This window comes from Amycolatopsis sp. NPDC059235 (assembly GCF_042754125.1).
Lineage (GTDB): Bacteria > Actinomycetota > Actinomycetes > Mycobacteriales > Pseudonocardiaceae > Amycolatopsis > Amycolatopsis albidoflava.
Genome location: NZ_JBHZAG010000017.1, coordinates 93341 through 113460, shown reverse-complemented (window position 1 = coordinate 113460; position 20120 = coordinate 93341). Strand labels below are relative to the sequence as shown.

General features: G+C 70.8%; 20 protein-coding genes. 14 read left to right on the top strand and 6 right to left on the bottom strand.

Annotated elements, in window-relative coordinates; genetic code table 11:
• Positions 1-4: 4 nt before the first annotated feature.
• On the bottom strand, positions 5-715 hold the full coding sequence (locus ACFXI3_RS14770; RefSeq protein WP_378399898.1) for an aspartate/glutamate racemase family protein: 711 nt from the start codon (positions 713-715) through the stop codon (positions 5-7).
• Positions 715-2142 carry an NCS1 family nucleobase:cation symporter-1 gene (locus tag ACFXI3_RS14765; protein WP_378399897.1) on the bottom strand — a complete coding sequence of 476 codons (1428 nt, stop codon included), beginning with the start codon at positions 2140-2142 and terminating at the stop codon, positions 715-717. Before ACFXI3_RS14765 ends, ACFXI3_RS14770 begins: the two co-directional genes overlap by 1 nt.
• Positions 2143-2290: 148 nt before the next feature.
• Between ACFXI3_RS14765 and ACFXI3_RS14760 the strand changes: the two genes are divergently transcribed.
• Positions 2291-2971: a GntR family transcriptional regulator gene (locus ACFXI3_RS14760; protein WP_378399896.1), complete on the top strand. Its 681-nt coding sequence runs from the start codon at positions 2291-2293 to the stop codon at positions 2969-2971.
• A 12-nt stretch (positions 2972-2983) separates the two neighbouring features.
• A complete protein-coding gene (locus tag ACFXI3_RS14755) occupies positions 2984-3859 on the top strand; it encodes an alpha/beta fold hydrolase (protein ID WP_378399895.1) in 876 nt (291 codons plus the stop codon).
• Here the strand turns inward: ACFXI3_RS14755 and aroA are convergent.
• Entirely contained in the window at positions 3852-5138 is a 1287-nt protein-coding gene (gene aroA / locus ACFXI3_RS14750) for a 3-phosphoshikimate 1-carboxyvinyltransferase (protein ID WP_378399894.1), read from the bottom strand. The genes ACFXI3_RS14755 and aroA overlap by 8 nt on opposite strands.
• Before the next feature lie 97 nt (positions 5139-5235).
• Between aroA and ACFXI3_RS14745 the strand changes: the two genes are divergently transcribed.
• The 9 genes from ACFXI3_RS14745 to ACFXI3_RS14705 all read left to right on the top strand — a co-directional run bounded on the left by ACFXI3_RS14745 (position 5236) and on the right by ACFXI3_RS14705 (position 14696).
• The gene (locus ACFXI3_RS14745) at positions 5236-6936 is read left to right on the top strand and encodes a CTP synthase (protein WP_378399893.1); all 1701 of its coding nucleotides are present in this window, start codon (positions 5236-5238) and stop codon (positions 6934-6936) included.
• The gene (locus tag ACFXI3_RS14740) at positions 6933-7565 is read left to right on the top strand and encodes an NUDIX domain-containing protein (RefSeq protein WP_378399892.1); all 633 of its coding nucleotides are present in this window, start codon (positions 6933-6935) and stop codon (positions 7563-7565) included. The genes ACFXI3_RS14745 and ACFXI3_RS14740 overlap by 4 nt, the downstream gene beginning before the upstream one ends.
• A gap of 40 nt (positions 7566-7605) precedes the next feature.
• Positions 7606-8538, top strand: a complete 933-nt coding sequence (gene xerD / locus ACFXI3_RS14735) for a site-specific tyrosine recombinase XerD (protein WP_344277544.1) — start codon at positions 7606-7608, stop codon at positions 8536-8538.
• A 132-nt stretch (positions 8539-8670) separates the two neighbouring features.
• A complete protein-coding gene (locus ACFXI3_RS14730; protein WP_370936343.1) occupies positions 8671-9702 on the top strand; it encodes a ParA family protein in 1032 nt (343 codons plus the stop codon).
• The gene (locus ACFXI3_RS14725) at positions 9699-10115 is read left to right on the top strand and encodes a cobyrinic acid a,c-diamide synthase (protein ID WP_378399891.1); all 417 of its coding nucleotides are present in this window, start codon (positions 9699-9701) and stop codon (positions 10113-10115) included. Before ACFXI3_RS14730 ends, ACFXI3_RS14725 begins: the two co-directional genes overlap by 4 nt.
• The gene (locus ACFXI3_RS14720; RefSeq protein WP_378399890.1) at positions 10115-11128 is read left to right on the top strand and encodes a segregation and condensation protein A; all 1014 of its coding nucleotides are present in this window, start codon (positions 10115-10117) and stop codon (positions 11126-11128) included. The genes ACFXI3_RS14725 and ACFXI3_RS14720 overlap by 1 nt, the downstream gene beginning before the upstream one ends.
• On the top strand, positions 11125-11964 hold the full coding sequence (scpB, locus tag ACFXI3_RS14715; RefSeq protein ID WP_378399889.1) for an SMC-Scp complex subunit ScpB: 840 nt from the start codon (positions 11125-11127) through the stop codon (positions 11962-11964). The genes ACFXI3_RS14720 and scpB overlap by 4 nt, the downstream gene beginning before the upstream one ends.
• Complete coding sequence (locus ACFXI3_RS14710; protein WP_182896874.1) at positions 11954-12706, top strand: pseudouridine synthase; 753 nt, start codon at positions 11954-11956, stop codon at positions 12704-12706. Before scpB ends, ACFXI3_RS14710 begins: the two co-directional genes overlap by 11 nt.
• 88 nt (positions 12707-12794) lie before the next feature.
• The gene (locus ACFXI3_RS14705; protein WP_378399888.1) at positions 12795-14696 is read left to right on the top strand and encodes a Xaa-Pro dipeptidyl-peptidase; all 1902 of its coding nucleotides are present in this window, start codon (positions 12795-12797) and stop codon (positions 14694-14696) included.
• Between the two features lie 78 nt (positions 14697-14774).
• On the opposite strand, the gene ACFXI3_RS14700 is transcribed toward ACFXI3_RS14705, so the two are convergent.
• Genes ACFXI3_RS14700 through ACFXI3_RS14690 form a run of 3 tightly spaced genes read right to left on the bottom strand, consistent with a single transcriptional unit; the run spans position 14775 to position 16852 of the window.
• Positions 14775-15965, bottom strand: a complete 1191-nt coding sequence (locus ACFXI3_RS14700) for a cation:proton antiporter (protein WP_344277524.1) — start codon at positions 15963-15965, stop codon at positions 14775-14777.
• The gene (locus ACFXI3_RS14695; protein WP_378399887.1) at positions 15965-16447 is read right to left on the bottom strand and encodes a cation:proton antiporter regulatory subunit; all 483 of its coding nucleotides are present in this window, start codon (positions 16445-16447) and stop codon (positions 15965-15967) included. Before ACFXI3_RS14695 ends, ACFXI3_RS14700 begins: the two co-directional genes overlap by 1 nt.
• Positions 16448-16483: 36 nt before the next feature.
• Positions 16484-16852 (bottom strand): DUF4267 domain-containing protein, encoded by a 369-nt coding sequence (locus tag ACFXI3_RS14690; protein ID WP_378399886.1) that lies wholly within the window; start codon positions 16850-16852, stop codon positions 16484-16486.
• Positions 16853-17048: 196 nt separating this feature from the next.
• Between ACFXI3_RS14690 and cmk the strand changes: the two genes are divergently transcribed.
• From cmk to der, 3 genes are read left to right on the top strand one after another with little or no spacing between them, the layout of a single operon-like run.
• Positions 17049-17774, top strand: coding sequence for a (d)CMP kinase (cmk, locus tag ACFXI3_RS14685; protein WP_344277645.1), 726 nt, complete (start codon positions 17049-17051; stop codon positions 17772-17774).
• Complete coding sequence (locus ACFXI3_RS14680; protein ID WP_378399885.1) at positions 17771-18427, top strand: lysophospholipid acyltransferase family protein; 657 nt, start codon at positions 17771-17773, stop codon at positions 18425-18427. Before cmk ends, ACFXI3_RS14680 begins: the two co-directional genes overlap by 4 nt.
• A gap of 16 nt (positions 18428-18443) precedes the next feature.
• The gene (gene der / locus ACFXI3_RS14675; protein ID WP_344277510.1) at positions 18444-19925 is read left to right on the top strand and encodes a ribosome biogenesis GTPase Der; all 1482 of its coding nucleotides are present in this window, start codon (positions 18444-18446) and stop codon (positions 19923-19925) included.
• The last annotated feature ends 195 nt before the right edge of the window (positions 19926-20120 follow it).

Below are 20120 nucleotides of genomic sequence, written 5' to 3'. Positions count from 1 at the left end.
GCGGTCATTCCCCGGGCCAGGTCCGGTGTTTGTCGAGCGGACGGGCGTAGGACCCGGCCCGGCTGGTGCGCAATCCCAGCGCCACCAGGGATTCCGCGAGCCGGACCGCGGCGGCGACGCCGTCGACCACCGGGACGTCGAGCATCGCCGACATCTTGCGGTCCAGCCCGGTCATCCCGGCGCAGCCGAGCACGAGCACCTCGGCCCCGGCGTCGCGCGCCCGCAGACCCGCGGTGAGCAGGGCCGATTCGGTCCGTTCCTCGTCGCGCAGCTCCAGCACGCTCAGCCCGGTGCCGACGACCGCGACGCAGTTGCGGTCCACGCCCGCCGAATGCAGGCTGTCTTCGATCAGCCCGCACGTGCGGTCCAGCGTCGTCACCACTCCGTACCGGCGGCCGAGCAGCCCGGCGAGATGCGCCGCGGCCTCGGTGATGTCGACCACCGGCACGTCCAGCAATTCCCGCGCGCCCTCGCGGCCGTGCTCGCCGAAACCGGCGAGGACGACCGCGTCGAACGATTCCTCGGTGGTGCGCAACAAGTCCAGCACCGCGGCCGCGGACAGGAAGCTGTCCAGCCAGCCCTCGGCCGATTCCGGGCCCCACTTCGGCGTCAGAGCGACGATTTCGGTGCCGGGGCTGGCCGCGGCCCGCGCTCCGGTCTCGATCTCCTTCGTCATGGCCTCGGTGGTGTTGCAGTTGGTGACGAGGATCCGCATCAAGCCCTCCGCTGGCGGTACGAAACGGCGTAGTAGAGCAATCCGGCGCTGGCGGTGCCGAGGAACCAGGAGTACGGCGCGGCCGGCGCGAAGAACGGCACCAGCGCGATCACCGCGGACAGCACGGCGCACGGGAAGAACGCGGCCATCGCGCGCGGATTCACCTTGGGGTACTTGCCGTCGCGGACGAACAGCTGCTCGACGTCGACCTTGCCGCGGCGGATCAGGTAGTAGTCGACGATCATGATCCCGAACAGCGGCCCGAGGAACGCGCCGAGCCCGCCGAGGAAGTAGTTGACCACCACCGGCGACGAGTACAGCTTCCACGGCAGCACGCACAGCGCGGCGACGGCGCTGATCATCCCGCCGACGGTGAACGAGATCCGCTTCGGCCAGATGTTGGCCAGGTCGTAGGCGGGGGAGACGAAGTTCGCGACGATGTTGACGCCCATGGTGGCGATCGCGAAGGTCAGCGCGCCGATGATCAGCACCGGCGTGTTGTGCACCTTGGCGAGCAGTTCGGCCGGGTCGGTGATCGCCTCGCCGAACACCTGCAGGCTGCCGGCGGTGACGATCACCGACAGCAGCGCGAACGCCGTCGAGTTCACCGGGAGGCCCCAGAAGTTGCCGCGCCGCACCGTTTTCTGGTCCGGGGCGTTGCGGGAGAAGTCGCAGAAGTTGAGCATCAGCGTGCCGTAGGTGGACAGGATCAGCCCGGCCGCGCCGAACCACTGCCGCACCTGCTCGCCGCCGGACAGGTGCCGGGGGCTGCTGGTGAACGAGATGTGCCAGTGGCTCGCGGCGAGGATCCAGACCGCGAGCGCGATCATGACGATCCAGATCAGCGGCCCGCACCAGTCCTGGAACTTCCGCACCGCCTCCATGCCGCGGGTCAGCACGAACGCCTGCACCAGCCACAGCGCCACGAAACACATCCAGCCGAGCGCGTGCAGGCCGAGGAAACTGTGCTCGGTCAACGGTTTCAGGCCGGGGTCGATGGCCAGCACGAGCAGCGTGATGGCGACGCTCGCGAGATAGGTCTGGATGCCGTACCAGAAGATCGCGATCACCGCGCGGATCAGCGCGGGGAGGTTCGCGCCGAAGGTGCCGAAGCTGATCCGCGCCACCACCGGGAACGGGACGCCGGTGCGCTGCCCGATCCGGCCCATCAGGTTCATCCCGAAGAAAATGATCACGAACCCGAACAGCAGCGCGGTGAACACCTGCCAGGCCGACAGCCCGAGCACGAACAGCCCGGCGGCGAAGGTGTAGTTGCCGAGGTTGTGCACGTCCGACATCCAGAGCGCGAAGATGTCGTACACCTTCCAGCGGCGCTCCTTGGCGGGCGCGAGGTCCTCGTTCCACAGCCGGGGGTCGGGTTCGGTTGTGCTGGTCGCGCTGGTTTCGGTGGACGGGGCGTGCGTCATTGCAGACCTCCGGTCGACGTGCCGGCAGCTTTGGTATCCCAAACTTGGGATCCCAAATATCGCTCCGCGCGGCTGCTGAGTCAACCCCCTTCCCGATAAACTCGGCGATGTCCGATGCCGGCCGGCGTCGGCGCGGAGAGGGGGACAGGTGGGCGCCACGGAGGATCGGCAGCCGCTGGCGGCGACGCGGGCCCGGGTGCTCGACGAGCTGCGCGAGCGGATCCTGACCGGGCGGCTGCGGCCGGGGGACCGGCTGGTCGAGCGCGAACTGGCCGAGGATCTCGGGGTGTCGCGGGTGCCGGTGCGCGAGGCGATCCGCAGCCTCGAATCCGAGGGGTTCGTGGTCGTGCCCTCGCCCCGGCGGGTGGTGGTGCGGCAGCTGGCGCGGGTGGACGTCGAGGAGCTGTTCGACGTCCGGGAGGCGCTGGAAAGCCTCGCCGCCGCGCGCGCCGCGGAACGGGCCGGGAAACCGGAGATGCGGCGGCTGGAGCGGCTGCTCGCCGAGTCGGCGCGGGTCACTCAGGGTGGCGACGGCGCGCGGATCTCCGAGGTCAACAGCAGGCTGCACGACGAGATCGTCGCCGTCGCGGGCAACCGGCTGCTCACCACGATGCTGCATCCGCTCGAAGGCCAGCTGCGGTGGCTGACCAGCCAGAACGAGCACTGGGACGAACTGCTCGACGAGCACCGCCGTCTGGTGGACGCGATCGGGTCCGGCGACGTGGAGCGGGCGCGCGAGTATGCGGCCGAGCACGTGCGGGTCAACCGTGCGGTGACGTTGCGCGATCTGTTCGGGGACGACGAGCAGGACGAGCGCCCGGCGGGCTGACCGTCTAGTAAGGTGACCCTAACTTCGAGCTGGGGGTCGCTGATGGCGCACGTGCAGGGCGAGCCGGAGTGGGTGTCCACAAAGGACGGACGACGGCTGTACGCGATGGTGCTGCCCGGTCCCGGCTCCGGTCCGACGGTTGTGTTCGAGGCCGGGGCGGGCGCGGGCCGGTCTTCGTGGGGGCTTGTGCAGCCGCTGGTCGGCGAGTTCGCGCGGGCGGTGGTCTACGACCGCTCCGGGCTCGGCCGCAGCGCGCCGGATCCGTCCGGGCGGACGCTGGACCGGATGGCCGACGACCTCGTGGACGTGCTGAGCCACTTCGGTTCGGGGCCGTACGTGCTCGTCGGGCACAGTGCCGGGGGACCGATCGTGCGGCTCGCCGCGTCCCGGACCTCGGCGAAAATCGCGGGTCTCGTCCTGGTCGACCCGACCGACGAAGCGGCGGATGTCCTGTTCTCGCCCCGATTCCGCAGTGCCGAGCGGGCTTTTCTGCGCGCTGGCCGGGTCCTCGCGGCGACCGGGTTGCTGAAGTTCTTGTACCGACCGATGTTACGGGCGGCTCCCGAAGACGTCCGGCGCGATCTGGTGCGCGAAGGCTTTACGCCGCAGGTGTTGCGCACGCAGACCGAGCAGGCTCGGACGTTCCTTGACGAGTTGGCAACCTGGCGGGCAAACCCGCCTGCGCCGGGCGACTATCCGGTGACAGTCGTGTCCGGCGGGCGTGCTGGCGACGGCATGAACGCCGCGGTGCGCGCGCAGGCGAATGCCGCGCACGCGCAACGGGTTTCGCCGCATGGGCGGCATCGGATCGCGGAGAAGTCCGGGCATCTGGTGCCCATCACCGAACCCGAGGTGGTCGCCGATGAAATCCGCCGGATGCTCAGCTGACGGCGTCGGTCCAGGTCTCCACGAACTTCGGGAACGTCTTGCCGACGGTGTCCGGGTTCTCGACCAGCACACCGGGCACGCGTAGGCCCAGCACCGCGGCGGCCATCACCAGCCGGTGGTCCTCGTAAGTGTGGAAAACGCCGCCGTGCATCGGGGCCGGGGTGATTTCCAGGCCGTCTTCAAGCTCGGTGACGCCCGCGCCGAGTCCGGACAGTTCGGTGGCCAGCGCGGTGAGCCGGTCGGTCTCGTGGCCGCGCAGGTGCGCGACGCCGGTGATGCTCGACGGGCTCTCGGCGAAGCACAGCATCGTCGCGATGACCGGGGTCAGTTCGCCGACCTCGTGCAGATCGAGGTCGATGCCGGGGAACGCGCCGCCGCCGGTGACGGACAGGCCGGTGTCGTCCAGGGTCGCCTTCGCGCCCAGTTCGGCGACCAGGCCGCGCAGCCAGTCGCCCGGTTGCGTGGTCTGCTTCGGCCAGCCCTGCACGCGGACCGTCCCGCCGCCGACCACCGCGGCGGCCACGAACGGGGCCGCGGTGGACAGGTCCGGCTCCACGACGTACTCCGGGCACGACAGTTTCGCGGGCTCCACGTGGAATTCCGTGCCGGTACGGTCCACTGTGGCCCCGAACCGGCGCAGCATGTCGAGCGTCATCGCGATGTGCGGTTCGCTCGGCGGGGCGCCGCCGACCAGCCGCACCGTCACGCCCTGTTCGAACGCCGGACCGGCGAGCAGCAGCGCGGACAGGAACTGGCTGGAGGCCGACGAATCGAGGTCCACCCGGCCGCCGCGCAGCCCGCCGGTGCCGTGGACGGTGAACGGCGGCGCGCCGCGTCCGCCGTCGTCGATCCGCGCGCCGAGCTTGCGCAGCGCGGCCAGCAGCGGGTCGATCGGACGGCGGCGGATCGCGTCGTCGCCGTCGAACCGCACCGAGGCGTCGCCGAGGGTGGCGAGCGCCGGGGTGAACCGCGCCACGGTTCCCGCGTTGCCGAGGACGACCTCAGCCTCGTCGCCGCGTCCGCTGATGGTGCCGAGCGGGTGCACGAGGAAGCCGTCGATGGTCTTTTCCGACCGCGCGCCCAGCGAGGCGAGCGCGCCGAGCATCAGCTGGGTGTCGCGCGAATCGAGCGGATGGCGCACCCGGGTGGGCGCGCTCGCGAGCGCGGCGAGCACGTAGGCCCGGTTAGTGATCGACTTCGATCCGGGGACGCGCACCGCGGCGTCCAGAGAGGCGCCCGCGACCGGGGCGGTCCAGTGGTCATCGCGGAGGTTCGGCACGCCGCGAAGCCTAGCGCGGCGCGGGTGAACCGATTCCGCCGCGCCGGGAAGAGGCGTCGGCGAGCGATCTGGCCGGAGTGGGATATGCTGGCGGCCCGTGGGACTTCAGTCGCGGGCTACCAAGTATGTCTTTGTCACCGGAGGCGTTGCCTCCTCTCTGGGTAAGGGTCTGACGGCGTCCAGCCTCGGACAGCTGCTCACTTCGCGCGGGCTTCGCGTGACGATGCAGAAGCTCGACCCGTACCTCAATGTCGACCCCGGGACGATGAACCCGTTCCAGCACGGCGAGGTGTTCGTCACCGACGACGGCGCCGAGACCGATCTCGACATCGGGCACTACGAGCGCTTCCTCGACCGCTCTCTCGACGGCAAGGCGAACGTCACCACCGGACAGGTGTACTCGGAGGTGATCGCCAAGGAACGCCGCGGCGAGTACCTCGGCGACACCGTCCAGGTGATCCCGCACATCACCGACGAGATCAAGGCGCGGATCACCGCCGCGGCCGGGCCGGACGAGAACGGCGTCGCGCCGGACGTGGTGATCACCGAGGTCGGCGGCACGGTCGGCGACATCGAGTCGCTGCCGTTCCTCGAGGCGTGCCGCCAGGTGCGCCACGACGTCGGCCGGGAGAACTGCTTCTTCCTGCACGTGTCGCTGGTGCCCTACCTCGCGCCGTCGGGCGAGCTCAAGACCAAGCCGACCCAGCACTCGGTCGCCGCGCTGCGCAACATCGGCATCCAGCCGGACGCGCTGGTGTGCCGGGCGGACCGGGAGATCCCGGACGACCTCAAGCGCAAGATCGGCCTGATGTGCGACGTCGACACCGAGGCGGTCATCGCCTGCCCGGACGCGCGCTCGATCTACGACATCCCGAAGGTGCTGCACGGCGAGGCGCTCGACGCCTACGTGGTGCGCCGCCTGGGCCTGCCGTTCCGCGACGTCGACTGGACGGTGTGGGGCGACCTGCTCGACCGCGTGCACAACCCGAGCGAGATCGTCCGGGTCGCGGTCGTGGGCAAGTACATCGACCTGCCGGACGCGTACCTCTCGGTCACCGAGGCGCTGCGCGCGGGCGGGTTCGCGCACCGCGCCAAGGTCGAGATCGTCTGGGTCGCCTCGGACGACGCGCAGACCGAATCCGGCGCGGCCTCCGTGCTGTCCGATGTGGACGGTGTGCTGATCCCGGGCGGGTTCGGCATCCGCGGCATCGAGGGCAAGGTCGGCGCGATCCAGTACGCGCGCACGCACGGCGTGCCGCTGCTCGGGCTGTGCCTCGGCCTGCAGTGCATGGTCATCGAGAGCGCCCGGAACCTGGCGGGCATCGAGGACGCGAACTCGGCCGAGTTCGACGACGACACCAAGCACCCGGTGATCTCGACCATGGCCGACCAGCGCGACGTCGTCGCGGGCGAGCGCGACATGGGCGGCACGATGCGGCTCGGCGCGTACCCGGCGAAGCTCAAGGCGGGCTCGCAGGTGGCCAAGGCGTACGGCGCGGGCGAGGTGTCCGAGCGCCACCGGCACCGCTACGAGGTGAACAACGCCTACCGCAAGCAGATCGGCGACGCCGGACTCGTGTTCTCCGGCACCTCGCCGGACGACCGCCTGGTCGAGTTCGTCGAGCTGCCCGCGGACGTGCACCCGTTCTTCGTGGGCACCCAGGCGCACCCCGAGCTGAAGAGCCGCCCGACCCGGCCGCACCCGCTGTTCAGCGCGTTCGTGAAGGCGGTCGTGGACCGCAAGGTCGCCGAGCGGCTCCCGGTCGAACTGCCCGAGACGCCCGTGGCGGCTCGGTGAGCGCGCCCGGCACGCACGAGTTCTCCGTGGCCGGCAGCACGGTCGTCCACGTGGGACGCGTCGTCGGCCTCCGGGTCGACGACGTCGTGATGCCCGGCGGGGAAACCGCCAAGCGCGAGGTGGTCGAACACCTCGGCGCGGTGGTGATCGCGGCGCTGGACAGCGAGGACAACGTCACGCTCGTGCACCAGTACCGGCATCCGCTCGGGCGCAGGCTGTGGGAGCTGCCCGCCGGGCTGATCGACAAGCCGGGGGAGGACCCGGTCGACGCGGCCCGGCGCGAGCTGGCCGAAGAGGCCGGGCTCGCTGCGGGCAGCTGGGACACGCTGGTCGACGTCGCGGCCTCGCCCGGGTTCACCGACGAGGTGGTGCGCGTCTTCCTCGCGCGCGATCTGTCCGAAGTGGACCGTGACGTGCTCGGCGAGGAGGAGGCCGACCTGGTGGTGCGGAAGTTCCCGCTCGCCGAGGCGGTCCGGATGGCTCTTTCCGGCGAGCTGGTCAACGGGGCGACTGTCTCGGGCGTGCTGTCGGCGCACGCGGTGCTGACCGGCGCGGCGAAGACGCGCCCGGCCGACGCGCCGTGGCAGGACCGGCCGTCGCGGTTCGCTCGCCGACTGGCCGAGGGCTGAATTTCCCGGTTCTGTCGGTGCGCCGTCCTAGAGTGTCGGCGTGGATGATGCGGGTGTCGAGGTGCGGGGCGCGATCGCCACGTACCTCGACCACCTCGTCGTCGAGCGCGGCACCGCCCGCAACACCCTCGACAGCTACTCCCGCGACCTCCGCCGCTACGCCGCCCATCTGGCAGCGGCGGGGGTCGCGCGGCTGGCCGAGGTAACGCCCGCGCACGTCACGTCGTTCGGCGCCGCGCTGCGCGAGGGCGACGAGGAACATCAGCCGCTGGCCGCGTCGTCGGCCGCGCGAGCGCTGGTCGCGGTGCGGGGGCTGCACAAGTTCGCGCACGCGGACGGTCTCACCGAGCACGACCCGGCGCGCGACGTCCGTCCGCCGGCCGCGGCGAAACGGCTGCCCAAGGCGTTGCCGGTCGCGGATGTCCTCAAGCTGCTCGACACTCCGCCGCCGGACGGGGAACGCGCCTTGCGCGACCGGGCGCTGCTGGAGCTGCTGTACTCGACCGGAGCGCGGATTTCCGAGGCGGTCGGGCTCGATGTGGACGACGTGGACGACACCGAGCGCACCGTCCTGCTCGACGGCAAGGGCGGCAAGCAACGGCTGGTGCCGATCGGCCGTCCCGCGCTGGAAGCACTCGACGCGTACCTGGTCCGCGCCCGTCCGGCGCTCGCCGCGAACGGACGCGGCACCTCGGCGATCTTCCTCAACGCCCGCGGCAGCCGGCTCTCCCGGCAAAGCGCGTGGCAGGTCCTCAAGGACACCGCCGAGCGAGCCGGGATCACCGCCGCGGTCTCGCCGCACACCCTGCGCCATTCGTTCGCGACCCACCTGCTCGAAGGCGGCGCGGACGTCCGTGTGGTGCAGGAACTGCTCGGCCACGCGTCGGTGACCACGACCCAGGTGTACACGCTCGTCACGGTGACGACGCTCCGAGAGGTCTACGCCACCGCGCATCCGCGCGCGCTCGGCTGAACGCTCCAGCGGTCCTAGAGCCTTCCCACGCTGCGGTGACTCGGCCCGTGCGGCCCGGCGCGGCGCTTTGCCGGTGCTCCGGAAATCCGCATAGGCTGCGCCAGACCCCGCCGAACAAGGAGCTTTCGCGCCATGTCGACACCGACCCCGAACCAGCCGGAGGACCCGGCAGCGCCAGCCGGGCCAGCCGGGTCCGCCGGGACCTCCGGTTCGGCCGCGGCGAATCTCGAGCACGCGCGGATCGCCACCCCGGCGGACCACGAGGGCGACGAGCCGGAACGGCCGCTGACCCGCGCCGAACGCGCCCGGATGCGGGCGAAGGAGCGCGCGGAGAGCGGGATCGGGCCGACCGGGCGGCCGCTGCGCGAGATCCCCGAGCCGCCGCCGCTGGAGCGGCACGGCCCGGCGAAGGTGCTCGCGATGTGCAACCAGAAGGGCGGGGTCGGCAAGACCACGTCCACGATCAACCTCGGCGCCGCGCTCGCCGAATGCGGCCGCCGCGTGCTGCTGGTCGATTTCGACCCTCAGGGCGCGCTGTCGGTCGGGCTCGGCATTCAGCCGCACGAACTGGACCAGACGGTCTACAACGTCATCATGGAGCGCTCGGTGCAGATCGAGGACGTGCTCCGCAAAACCCGCGTCGACGGCGTTGACCTGCTGCCGAGCAACATCGACCTGTCCGCGGCGGAGGTCCAGCTCGTCGCAGAGGTAGGGCGCGAGCACACGTTGTTACGGGTCCTTCGTCCGGTGATGAACGACTACGACTATGTTCTTGTCGACTGCCAGCCCTCGCTCGGCCTGTTGACGGTGAACGCATTGACCGCCGCGGACGGTGTGATCATCCCCCTGGAGTGCGAGTTCTTCAGTCTGCGAGGCGTCGCGCTCCTGATCGACACGATCGAGAAGGTGCAGGAACGCCTCAACCCCAAACTGGACATCACGGGGATTCTCGCCACGATGTACGACCCGAGAACCCTGCACTCGAAGGAGGTCATGGCTCGCGTGGTCGAGGCATTCGGCGACACCGTGTTCGACACGGTGATCAACCGCACCGTGCGGTTCCCCGAGACGACGGTCGCGGGCGAGCCCATCACGACCTGGGCCCCCAAATCCGCCGGCGCCGCGGCTTACCGCGCGCTGGCCCGCGAGGTGATCGCTCGGTGAGCAGGCGCGCTTCCCTGCCCGGAGCGTCGGAACTCTTCCGCCTCACCTCCAGCCCGGCGACCCCCGCACTCGAACGCCCCTCCGTGCCCGCTCCGGCGGAACCGGTGGCCCCGCGCGGCAAGCCGAGCGCCCCGGCGGACACCGACCAGCTGGCCCGCAACGCGGCGCGCAGCGGGTCCGGGCGCACCAAGCACGACGCGAAGATCACCGTCTACGTGTCCGGCGAGGAACTGCTCGCGATGGAGCAGGCCCGGCTGAACCTCCGCGCCAAGCACGAGCTGGTCGTCGACCGCGGCAGGCTGGTCCGCGAAGCGGTCGCCGTGCTGCTCGCCGACTTCGACCAGCGCGGCGAGGAATCCGTGCTGGTGCAGCGATTGCGGTCGGACGCTGAGGACGGCGGAACCGAGGGCTGATGGACGAACCGGCATCGGCCGAGCTGCCGGAGCCGGAAGCGGCGGTCTCGGAAAACCCAGAAAGCACGGAAGAACCCGGCGATGCCGCGACCCCGGAAAGCTCGGTGGGCGCGGAAGTTCCGGAGGAGGCCGCGCCTCCCGAGGCTCCGGCCGAGCACGAGACGGTGCACGGCGGGACCATCCCCGAGGGATACGCCGCCGCCGACGAGAACGCCTCGAAGTTCAAGGTGCGGCTGCAGAACTTCGAGGGCCCGTTCGACCTGCTGCTGCAGCTGATCTCGCAGCACCAGCTGGACGTCACCGAGGTCGCCCTGCACACGGTCACCGACGACTTCATCGCCTACACCCGCGCGCTCGGCCCGGACTGGAACCTCGACGAGACCACCGAGTTCCTGGTGATCGCGGCGACCCTGCTCGACCTCAAGGCGGCGCGGCTGCTGCCCGCGGCCGAGGTCGAGAACGAGGACGACCTGGCCCTGCTGGAAGCCCGCGACGTGCTGTTCGCGCGGATGCTGCAGTACCGCGCGTACAAGCAGGTGGCCGCGCTGTTCGGCGAGCTGGAAGAGGGCGCGCTGCGGCGGTACCCGCGGTCGGTGGCGCTGGAAGAGCGGTACCTCGGGCTGCTGCCGGAGGTGATGCTGGGCGTCACGCCGGAGCGGTTCGCGGAGATCGCGGTCGCGGTGTTCCGGCCGAAACCGCCGCCGCAGGTGTCGATCGCGCACATCCACATGGGACGCGTGTCGGTGCGCGAACACGCCGCGCTGCTGCGGCTGAAGCTCGCCGAGGCCGGACAGGCGACGTTCAAGGAACTGACCTCGGACTGCGAGCACACGGTGGAGGTCGTGGCCCGGTTCCTCGCGCTGCTGGAGCTGTACCGCGAATCGTCGGTGCAGTTCGACCAGCTGGAGGCACTGGCGGAACTGCACGTCCGCTGGACCGGCGGCAGCGTGGCCGAGGCGTCCGCCGCCGCCGAGCACGACCGCGCGGCGGCCGAGGAGGAGGAATACGGGTGAGCACCGAAGACGACCGCGCGCCGGTCGGCCAGGCCGAGGAGTCCGAGGAGACGGAACCGGAAACCGCGCCGCAGCCGGAAAACGAGCCCGAGGCGGAGTCCGCCGACGCCGTCGAGCCGGAGCCCGAAGCCGCGGAGCCAGCCGCACCGGAACCCGAAGCGGCGGAGCCATCCGAAGCCGAGCCGGAAACCGCTGAAGCCGCACCGGAAGCTGACGGCACCCCCGATGCCGCGCCGGAAGCCGAGCCAGCCGACGACGAAGGCTTGGTCGCCGTAGACAGCGGCCTGCCCAACGTAGAGAGCGACGAGGCGCTCGAAGCCGCCCTCGAAGCGCTCCTGCTCGTCGTGGATTCGCCGATCGCGGAGGATTCCCTCGCCGAAACGCTGCAGCAGCCGGTCGCCAGGGTGACCGTCGCGCTGCGGACGATGGCGCAGAAGTTCACCGAGCGCGCGAGCGGGATCGACCTGCGGCGCGTGGGCGAAGGGTGGCGGTTCTACACTAGGGACACCTACGCCCCGTTCGTGGAGAAGCTCCTGCTGGACGGCCAGCGGTCGAAGCTGACCAGGGCCGCGCTGGAGAGCCTCGCCGTGATCGCGTACCGGCAGCCGGTCACCCGGGCCCGGGTCGCCGCGGTGCGCGGGGTGAACGTGGACGGCGTGATCCGGACCCTGCTCGCGCGGGGGCTCATCGAGGAGATGGGCACCGACCCGGAGACCACGGGCACGCTGTACGTGACGACCGAGCTGTTCCTGGAGCGACTGGGGCTGTCGTCGCTGAACGACCTTCCCCCGATCGCTCCGCTGCTACCCGAAGTGGACACCATCGATGACATCTGACGAACACCCCGACGGCATCCGCCTGCAGAAGGTCCTGTCGCAGGCCGGCGTGGCGTCGCGCCGGGCGGCCGAGGACCTGATCGCGGCCGGCCGCGTGGAGGTGGACGGCGAGGTCGTCACCGAGCTGGGCCGCCGCGTGCACCCGGACGAGGCAGTGATCCACGTCGACGGCACGCGGGTCAACCTCCGCGACGACCTCGTGTACCTCGCGTTCAACAAGCCCAAGGGCGTGCACTCCACGATGTCGGACGACCGGGGCCGCCCGTGCGTCGGCGACTACCTGCGCGGCCGGTGGGAGGAGACCCCGGGCGTCGTGCACGTCGGGCGGCTCGACGAGAACACCGAGGGCCTGCTGCTGCTGACCAACGACGGCGACCTCGGGCACCGGCTGATGCACCCGTCCTACCGGGTGCTCAAGACCTACTTCGCCGAAGTCGAGGGCCTGGTGCCGCGCGGGCTGGGCAAGGAGCTGCGCGCGGGCTGGGAGCTGCCGGACGGGATCGTGAAGGTCGACCAGTTCCGGGTCAAGGACATGCACTCCGGGCGCAGCATGATCGAGCTGGTGATCCACGAGGGCCGCAAGCACATCGTGCGCAGGCTGATGGCGGCCACCGGGCACCCGGTCCGCAAGCTCGTGCGCACCGCGGTCGGCGACGTGCAGCTCGGCAACCAGCGCCAGGGCACGATCCGCAGGCTGAACCGCGGCGAGGTCGGCACGCTGTACCGCACCGTGGGACTCTGACCGGTTCCCCACTTTCGGCCCTGATGCCGGGCACCGGCGCCCCGGTTGAGTTGTCGGCACCCGACGACGACTCTGGAGGGCGACGGGAATGCGTGTGCTGACAGGGCTGTGCGCCGCAGCGGTGCTGGCCGCAGGAGTGGTGGTGCCGGCGGCCGCGACGGCCGCCCCGGCGAGAACCGCGAGCGAACCGCAGTACGACTACGCCGGGGCGATCCGCGAAACGGTGTGGGTGGACCTCGGCCGGGACGGCGACGGGGACGGCGTCCCGGACCGGGTCGCCGCGGACATCGTGCGGCCGAAGGAACCGGCCGAGGCGGGCAAGAAGATCCCGGTGATCATGGACGCCAGCCCGTACTACTCCTCGGTGGGGCGCGGCAACGAAACCCAGTTCAAGACCTACGACGCGCAGGGCCGCCCGGTCGGTTTCCCGCTGTTCTACGACAACTACTTCGTGCCGCGCGGGTACGCGACGGTGCTCGTGGACCTGGCGGGCACCAACCGGTCGACCGGCTGCGTCGACGTCGGCGGCAACTCGGACGTCCAGTCGGCCAAGAAGGTCGTCGACTGGCTGAACGGCCGCGCGACCGGTTACACCGCGAAAACCGGCGGCACGAAGATGTCGGCGGACTGGAGCGACGGCGGCGTCGGGATGATCGGCAAGTCCTACGACGGCACCATCGCCAACGGCGTCGCCTCGACCGGCGTCGAGGGGCTCAAGACCATCGTGCCGATCTCCGCGATCAGCTCCTGGTACGACTACTACCGCTCGGACGGCGCCTCGTTCGGCTTCAACCCGGACGGCCTCGCGCAGACCGTCGAGCGGCGCAACGGCGGCCAGGATTGTTCGGCGCAGAACCGGAAACTCGCCGAGGGCGCGACCGAGAACGGCGACTACGGTCCGCTGTGGGCGGAGCGCGACTACGTGGCGAACGCGAAGAACGTGCGCGCCAGCGTGTTCATCTCGCACGGCGTGAACGACCTGAACGTCATGCCGATCAACTACGGCCAATGGTGGGACGCGCTCGCCGCGAAGGGCGTGCAGCGCAAGATCTGGCTCGCGCAGACCGGTCACGTCGACCCGTTCGACTACCGGCGCACCGAGTGGGTCGACACCCTGCACCGGTGGTTCGACCACTATCTGATGGGCATCGACAACGGCATCGAGAAGGAACCGATGGCGACCGTCGAGCGGCAGCCGGACCAGTGGGCGAACGAAGCGACCTACCCGGCGCCGGGCACGCAGGCCACGGTCCTGCGCCCGCAGCCGGGTCGTACGCCAGGCGTCGGCACGCTCGGCACCGCGGGCAGCCGGGGCACCGCGTCGTTCACCGACAACCCGCAGGTGGGGGAGAACGAGTGGGCGGCGAATCCGTCGGCCACGTCGGCGAACCGCGTCCTCTACAGCACCGCAGCGCTCACCTCGCCGGTGCAGGTCTCGGGCACCTCGTCGATCACCGTGACGGCGACGCCGAGCACCTCGACCGCGCGGCTGTCGGCGATGCTGGTGGACTACGGCCCGGCGACGATCCGCAACTTCTCGGGCCCCGGCGAGGGAATCGTGACCGGCACGGACCGCACGTGCTGGGGTTCGAGCACCGACGGCGACAGCGCTTGCTACAAGGTGACCAGCGCGGACACCAAGAAGGTGGACTACACGATCATCAGCCGCGGCTGGGCGGACCTGGCGAACTACCAGTCCCTGAGCCGGGAAGCGAAGCTCACGCCGGGCAAGGCGTACACGATGACTTTCCGGCTCGCGAGCACGGACCACGTCGTCCCGGCCGGGCACCGGCTGGCGCTGGTGATCGGCGGGACGGACAACGGGTTCGTCACCGCGCCGGCGAATCCGCCGAAGCTGACCATCGACCTGGCCAAGACCTCGGCCCGGGTTCCGCTGGTCGGTGCGGTTCCGGCGCGCCCGTGGACCGAGGCCACCTCGGCAGGTCCGCTGGCGCACGTTCCGGCTGCCGCGCGCTTCGACCTGCGCTGACAAAGTCCGTGAAGGGCTCCTTGAGAGAATCTAATTCCCTCAAGGAGCCCTTCACGGACCATCCGCCCAGTTACGACGTCAGCTGGCAGTGACGGTTTCTTTCGCGGCGGCCTTGCGCTGCAAGGCTTTCGCGATCGGCTCGACCACTCGCGCCGCGGTCGGGCCGAGGATCGCCATCAGCAGCACATAAGCCGTCGCGAGCGCGGCTAGTTCGCCGTCCACTGCGCCAGCTGTCACAGCCAGCCCGGCGATGACGATCGAAAACTCGCCCCGCGCAACCAAAGCCGCTCCGGCGCGGGCCCGGCCCAAACGGCCGATCTTCTGCCTTCGCGCGGCCCACCATCCGGTGGCCACCTTCGTCAGCGTCGTCACCACCGCGAGCACCGCGGCCCAGCCGAGCACCGGCGGGATCGACGCCGGATTGGTGTTCAGTCCGAAGACCACGAAGAACATCGCCGCGAACAAGTCCCGCAGCGGCTCCAGCAACCGGGTCGCGTTGTGCGCGGTCGACCCGGACACCGCGATGCCCAACAGGAACGCGCCCACAGCCGCGGACACCTGCAGCGCCGACGCGATCCCGGCCACCAGCAGCGCCGCGCCGAGGATCTTGAGCAGGAACACTTCCCGGTCGTCGCTGTCCACCAGCGCCGAGACGTACCGGCCGAACTTGAGCGCGATCACCAGCACCACGGTGATCACCAGCAGCGAGATGCCGACCGCCTCCAGCCCGCCGAGCAGGCTGACGCCGCCGAGGATCGCGGTGAGGATCGGCAGGTACAGCGCCATCACGAGGTCCTCGAACACGAGGATCGACAGCACCACCGGCGTTTCCCGGTTGCCGAGCCGGCCGAGGTCGCCGAGGACCTTCGCGATGATGCCGGACGACGAGATGTACGTGACGCCCGCCATGACGAACGCGCCGATCGGGCCCCAGCCCAGGATCAGCGCGACCGCCGCGCCGGGGGCGGCGTTGAGCACGATGTCCACCAGCCCGGCGGTCCAGGACCGCCGCATGCCGGTGAACAGTTCGGCCGCGGAGTACTCCAGGCCGAGCAGCAGAAGCAGCAGCACCACGCCGATTTCGCTGGCGAGGTGGGCGAAATCGCCGATGTCGGCGAGGGGGATCAGGCCGCCGGAGCCGAAGCACAGGCCGCCGAGGAGGTACAGGGGGATGGGGGAGAGGCCGATCCGGCCGGCGAGCCTGCCGAGCGCGCCGAGCACGAAGAAGACCGCGCCGAGTTCGACCAGGGAGAGTGCGGTGTGATCCATCAGCCGTGCTTGAGGATCTTGGCGGCGGCTTCCAGGCCCTCGGACGTGCCGACCACGACGAGCAGGTCGCCCGCGGTGAAGAGGAAGTCCGGGGTCGGCGACGGGTGCACCTGGCCCGCCCGCATCACCGCGACGATCGAGACGCTGGTGCGCGTGCGCATCGCGGTGTCGCCGAGCGAACGGCCGTCGAACGGGCTGTCCGCGGTGATCGGCAGCTGCTTCGTGTTGATGCCCGGCAGTTCGCGGTGCTCCTCGTTCAGCTGCGCCACCAGCTGCGGCGCGCCGAGCAGGTTCGAGAGGGCGCCGGCCTCGTCCGCGGTCAGCGGCAGCGACGCGAGGCAGGCGTCCGGATCGTCCGATTTGGAGACGATCAGCTCGATCTTGCCGTCCCGCTGGGTGACGATGCCGATGCGGCGTCCCGCGCGGGTGGCGAAGTCCTTGCGGACACCGATTCCGGGAAGAGGGGTGACTTCGACGTTCACGTCAGCCACGGTAACTCATTGTCCGATTCGCGGAGTTCAGCCCAGCAGGAACAGCACCGCTGTCACGGCCATCAACGCGGCGGTCGCGCCGTGCACTCCGTAGGCCATCCCCTTTTTGCCCTTGTGCCGCAGGATGATCAGCATGTCGCAGACCGGCATGACGGTCGCGGCCAGCAGCAGCCAGCCGACCAGCTGCGGGCTGCCCGCCAGCATCGCCACGCCGAGCATCAGCCCGGTGCCGAGGTCGCGGTCGCCTTTGATCTCGAAGAACGCCGTCGAGCCGGTCGGGATCTCCCGCAGGCCGAACGTCGCGGCGGTCTTCGCCGGAGCGAACAGGTAGGTGAAGCCGACGTAGATGATCCCGAGGACGGGGATGGCGGCGAGGACGTAGGCGGTGATCAGCATGGGGGATTCTCCAGGGAGTTAGCAGCGCTAGGAACAAGTGCAACGCTAACTTAGCGACGCTAGATTGTCTAGCGTCGACTGAAAACGCGCCGCGGGCACCGCCTGAGGTGCCGGGACCGGCTACGGGCAGAATGAAGCGGACCGGGAGTGCGGGACGAACGTGAGGAGAACATCGGTGACGGGAGCCCTACGTGGGGTGGTCGCGCTGGACGGCCCGTCGGGAACCGGCAAGACCACGGTCGCGCGCAAGCTCGCCCGGCGGCTGAGCGCCCGCTACCTCGACACCGGAGCGATGTACCGCGTCGTCACGCTGGCCGTGCTGCGGGCCGGGATCGACCTCGCCGACGAACACGCGATCGGCGCGCTCGCGCACGACGTCGACTTCGCGCTCGGCACCGACCCGGAGCGGCCGGACGTGCGCCTGCACGGCGAGGACGTGGCCGCCGAGATCCGCGGTCCCGAGGTGACCGGCGCGGTGTCGCCGGTGTCGGCGGTGCCGCAGGTGCGCGAGGTGCTCGTCGCCCGCCAGCGCCGGATCATCGCCGACGCGATCGAGGACGACGGCGGGATCGTCGTGGAGGGCCGCGACATCGGCACCACCGTCGCGCCGGACTCGCCGCTCAAGATCTACCTCACCGCCTCGGCCGAGGTTCGCGCCGCGCGGCGGAACACCCAGGACTCCGCGGCGGGCCGGGCATCGAGCGTCGAGTCCGCCCGCGAATCGGTGGAGCGCCGCGACCGGATCGACTCCACCCGCGCCGCCTCGCCGCTGCGCGCGGCCGGGGACGCGGTCCAGGTGGACACCTCCGAGCTGACCATCGACCAGGTGATCGTCGCGCTGGCCGAACTCGCCCGCGGCCGGGGCCTGCTGGGCGACTGCCCGGCCGAACCGGCCGCCGCCGAGGCCGGGGTCAGCCGGTGAGCGGCGCCCTCCCCGAGGGGGCGAACGGCCTCCTGCTCGACATCGGGCGCACGGCGGGCCGGTATTATCTGCGTCCGGCCTTCCGGATCCGGGTGCACGGCCGCGACCGGACGCCCGCGGACGGCCCGCTCGTGGTGATCGCGAACCACAGCTCGAACGCCGATCCGCAGCTGGTGATCGGAATGCTTCCGCGGCGCAGCGCGTTCTTGGCCAAGGCCGAGCTGTTCAAAGGGATCGGAGGCTGGTTCCTGCGGGCGATCGGCCAGATCCCGGTCCGCCGGGGCGAGATCGACCGGACGCCGCTGACCACGGCGGTCGGGGTGCTCAAGGCGGGCGGGGCGGTCGGGATCTTCCCGGAAGGCACTCGCGGCGAGGGCGACGTCGGGGCCGCCGAGCGCGGCGCGGCGTGGCTCGTGCGCGCTTCGGGAGCCACCGTGCTGCCGATCGCGATCCGCGGGACGCGCAAGCCGGCCGACGGAAAGCGTCGCTGGCGCCCGCGCGTGGACGTCCTCTTCGGGGAGCCGTTCGCGATGAAGGTCGGTCCGGGCCGCAAGGGCCTGGACCAGGGCACCGAAGAGCTCCGCGCGCAGCTCGCGGCGCTCGTGCAGGCTTTGGACGACTGGCGCGGCGAACACGGGTTCGCCACGCCGTAGGTGAAGTTGGGAAACGATGACAGGGTTTGACGCCGCCGACAGCGCGGTGGACGGTCTCGGCGAAGTCGACGGAAGCTGGTCGGACGAGTCCGAGTTCGCCGCGCTCGACGCGCAGATCGAGGCCGAGGAAGCCGACGGCCGGGCGGCCGCCGCGCAGCCGGTGCTCGCCGTGGTCGGCAGGCCGAACGTGGGCAAGTCCACGCTGGTCAACCGCATCCTCGGCCGCCGGGAAGCGGTGGTGCAGGACGTGCCGGGCGTGACGCGCGACCGCGTCGCCTACGACGCGTTCTGGGCCGGGCGGCGGTTCACGCTCGTCGACACCGGCGGCTGGGAGCCCGACGCCACCGGCCTGCAGGCCTCGGTCGCGACGCAGGCCGAGATGGCCATGCAGACCGCGGACGCGGTGCTGCTGGTGGTCGACGCGACGGTCGGGGCCACCGCCACCGACGAGGCCGTCGCGCGCGTGCTGCGCCGCTCGAAGAAGCCGGTGCTGCTGGCCGCGAACAAGGTGGACGACGACCGGCTGCTGGCCGACACCGCGTCGCTGTGGTCGCTGGGCCTCGGCGAGCCGTACCCGGTCAGCGCGCTGCACGGGCGCAGCTCGGGAGACCTGCTCGACGCCATCATGGCCGCGCTGCCCGAGGCGCCGCGCGAAGCGGGCACGGTGACCGCCGGGCCGCGCCGCGTCGCGCTGGTCGGGAAGCCGAACGTCGGCAAGTCCAGCCTGCTCAACCGGATTTCCGGCGAGCAGCGCTCGGTGGTCGACTCGGTCGCGGGCACCACGGTCGACCCGGTCGACTCGCTGGTCGAGCTGGACGGCGAGGTCTGGCGGTTCGTGGACACCGCGGGCCTGCGCAAGCGCGTCAACTTCGCCGACGGCGCGGAGTACTACGCCTCGCTGCGCACCAAGACCGCGATCGACGCGGCCGAGGTCGCGCTCGTGCTGCTGGACGCCTCCGAACCGCTGACCGAACAGGACCTGCGGGTGCTGACGATGGTGGTCGAGGCGGGCCGCGCGTGCGTGCTCGTGTTCAACAAATGGGACCTGGTCGACGAGGACCGCCGGTACGCGATGGTGCGCGAGCTGGACCGCGGCCTCGTGCGGGTGCCGTGGGCGGAGAAGGTCAACGTCTCCGCGCTCACCGGGCGCGCGGTGCGCAAGCTCGCGCCCGCCCTGCGCACGGCGCTGTCGTCGTGGGACCAGCGCGTCTCGACCGGTCAGCTCAACGGCTGGCTGTCCGACCTCGTCGCGGCCACGCCGCCGCCGGTGCGCGGCGGCAAGCAGCCGAAGGTGCTGTTCGCGACGCAGGCGGGCATCCGTCCGCCGACGCTGGTGCTGTTCACCACCGGGTTCCTCGAGGCCGGGTACCGCCGGTTCATCGAGCGGAAATTCCGCGAGCAGTTCGGCTTCGCGGGAAGTCCCGTCCGGGTGAATGTGCGCGTCCGCGAAAAGAAGCAGAAGCCGAAGGCGGGCGGAAAAGCGGCCCGCAACCGCTGATTTCTTTCCCGGCAAGGGAATTCCCGGCGAATCCGATTCCCGGGGATTCCCTTGCCGGACCTGCGCTTGGTGACGTCCGACACGCGGCCGTTACCCTGACGCGACCTGGGCTTGATTGCCGCGTAAGGTGGACGGTCGCTACGGGCGCCTCATTCGGACGGCAAGCCCGAATGACGCTCGCGAAAGGTGAGTGAT